The organism is Sphingomonas sp. CCH15-F11, assembly GCF_001557005.1.
In the GTDB taxonomy this organism is placed as follows: domain Bacteria; phylum Pseudomonadota; class Alphaproteobacteria; order Sphingomonadales; family Sphingomonadaceae; genus Sphingomonas.
In genome coordinates, this window is the sequence record NZ_LSKG01000182.1 from 1 (window position 1) to 2,205 (window position 2,205).

Below are 2,205 nucleotides of genomic sequence, written 5' to 3' on the forward strand. Positions count from 1 at the left end.
CCTTAAGCCCCCCTTCAGGGGAGGGGTTGGGGTGGGGGCTGTCCGCACGCTCCAACGCCTGCAGGATCGTGACCTTCACGCCTTCGACGTTGCGCATCACGTCGTGGTTCGTCACGCGAATCACGCGAAAGCCTTGCCGGCCCAATTCCGCATCGCGAGCGGTATCCGCCTCTGCTTCATGGGTATCGCCATCGACTTCGACGATCAGCCTTGCCGATGGGCATACAAAATCGGCGATAAACCACCCGATCACCTGCTGGCGGCGAAACTTCCAGCCGCCGAGCTGGCGGTTCGACAGGTTGCGCCACAGTCGCTTTTCCGGCTCGGTCGGGTTGTTGCGCATGTGGCGCGCGCGCTGGTGCAGCGTGTCAAGCTGCGCAACCGACAGCCCCCACCCCATACCCCTCCCCTGAAGGGGAGGGGCTTCCGGTCGCCAACCCTTATCTAAGCCCCTCCCCTTCAGGGGAGGGGTTGGGGTGGGGAATGTCATCCGACCGACCCCTCTAGCGAAATCCCCAGCAGCTTCTGCGCTTCGACCGCAAACTCCATCGGCAATTGCTGCAGCACTTCGCGCGCGAAGCCGTTGACGATCAGCGCGACTGCCGCTTCCTGGTCCAGCCCGCGCTGCATCGCGTAGAACAACTGGTCGTCGGAAATCTTTGACGTCGTCGCTTCATGCTCGATCTGCGCCGTCGGATTGCGCACCTCGATGTACGGCACGGTATGCGCGCCGCACTGGTCGCCCAGCAGCAGGCTGTCGCACTGGGTGAAGTTGCGCACCCCCTCCGCGCCCGGTGCCACGCGCACCAGCCCGCGATAGGTGTTGTCCGAACGCCCGGCCGAAATCCCTTTCGACACGATCGTCGATCGCGACCCCTTGCCGTTGTGGATCATCTTGGTGCCGGTGTCGGCCTGCTGGCGGTTGTTGGTCACCGCGACCGAATAGAATTCGCCGACCGAATTCTCGCCGTTCAGCACGCAACTGGGGTATTTCCAGGTGATCGCGCTGCCGGTCTCCACCTGCGTCCAGCTGACCTTGCTGTTCCTGCCCTGGCACAAGGCACGCTTGGTCACGAAATTATAGATGCCGCCCTTGCCGTCCGCGTCGCCGGGATACCAGTTCTGGACGGTGGAATATTTGATCTCGGCATCGTCGAGCGCGACCAGCTCGACCACGGCGGCGTGCAGCTGGTTCTCGTCGCGCATCGGCGCGGTGCAGCCTTCCAGATAGCTGACATACGCGCCCCTGTCGGCGACGATCAGCGTGCGTTCGAACTGACCGGTATTCTCCGCATTGATGCGGAAATAGGTGCTCAGCTCCATCGGGCAACGCACGCCTTCGGGGATGTAGACGAACGTCCCGTCGGAGAAGACCGCGCAGTTCAACGCCGCGAAATAATTGTCGTGCATCGGCACGACCTTGCCCAGCCATTTGCGGACCAGATCGGGATATTCCCGGATCGCTTCGCTGATCGACCGGAAGATGACGCCGGCGGCTTCCAGCTCCTTGCGGAACGTCGTCGCGACCGACACGCTGTCGAACACCGCGTCCACCGCCACCTTGCGCGCGCCCTCGACCCCGGCGAGCACCTTCTGCTCCTCGATCGGGATGCCGAGCTTTTCGTAAACGCGCAGGATCTCGGGATCGACCTCGTCCAGCGAACCCAGTTTCGGCTTCGCCTTGGGCTCGGCGTAATAATAGGCGTCCTGGTAATCGATCGGCGGCACGTTGAGCTTGGCCCAGTCGGGCGGGGTCATCGTCAGCCAGTGGCGATACGCCTTCAGTCGCCATTCGAGCATCCATTCGGGCTCGTTCTTCTTGGCGCTGATGAAGCGGACAATGTCCTCGCTCAGCCCCTTGGGCGCGAACTCCTGCTCGATGTCCGAGCTGAAGCCCCACTCATATTTCTTGTTGGCGGCGGCAATCGCCTCGGCATTCTTGGTGGCCATCGGTTCAGTTTCCAATTGCATGGGCCCGGGCGTCGGCGGACAGGCTGGCCAGGCTGACCCCGGCGAGCGCGCCGCGCATCGCGTCGTTGACCATGCCCCAGTGCGGCTTGACCCGGCAATTCGCCTCGACCGCGCAGTCATGCCGGCCATGCTCGACGCACGCGGTCAGCGCGATCGGGCCTTCGATTGCCTCGACAATGTCGGCCAGGCTGATCGCGGCGGGGGGCCGCGACAGGCGAAAACCGCCGCCGGTAC

At 63.7% G+C, this 2,205-nt stretch carries 3 protein-coding genes; all 3 read right to left on the minus strand.

What is annotated here, in order from left to right; all coding sequences use genetic code 11:
* On the minus strand, positions 1-343 hold a 343-nt coding region (locus AX709_RS17770; RefSeq protein WP_066551320.1), incomplete at its 3' end, for an endonuclease domain-containing protein.
* 143 nt (positions 344-486) lie between these two features.
* Positions 487-1,950: a Fe-S cluster assembly protein SufB gene (gene sufB / locus AX709_RS17775; RefSeq protein ID WP_066551318.1), complete on the minus strand. Its 1,464-nt coding sequence runs from the start codon at positions 1,948-1,950 to the stop codon at positions 487-489.
* A 4-nt stretch (positions 1,951-1,954) separates the two neighbouring features.
* Positions 1,955-2,205 (minus strand): RrF2 family transcriptional regulator (locus AX709_RS17780; protein ID WP_197432051.1); only part of this gene is annotated, 251 nt, incomplete at its 5' end.

What these genes read in the sequence shown, in the direction of transcription:
- sufB (WP_066551318.1), bottom strand. Translation starts at nt 1,950, where the DNA reads ATGGCCACCAAGAATGCCGAGGCGATTGCCGCCGCCAACAAGAAATAT.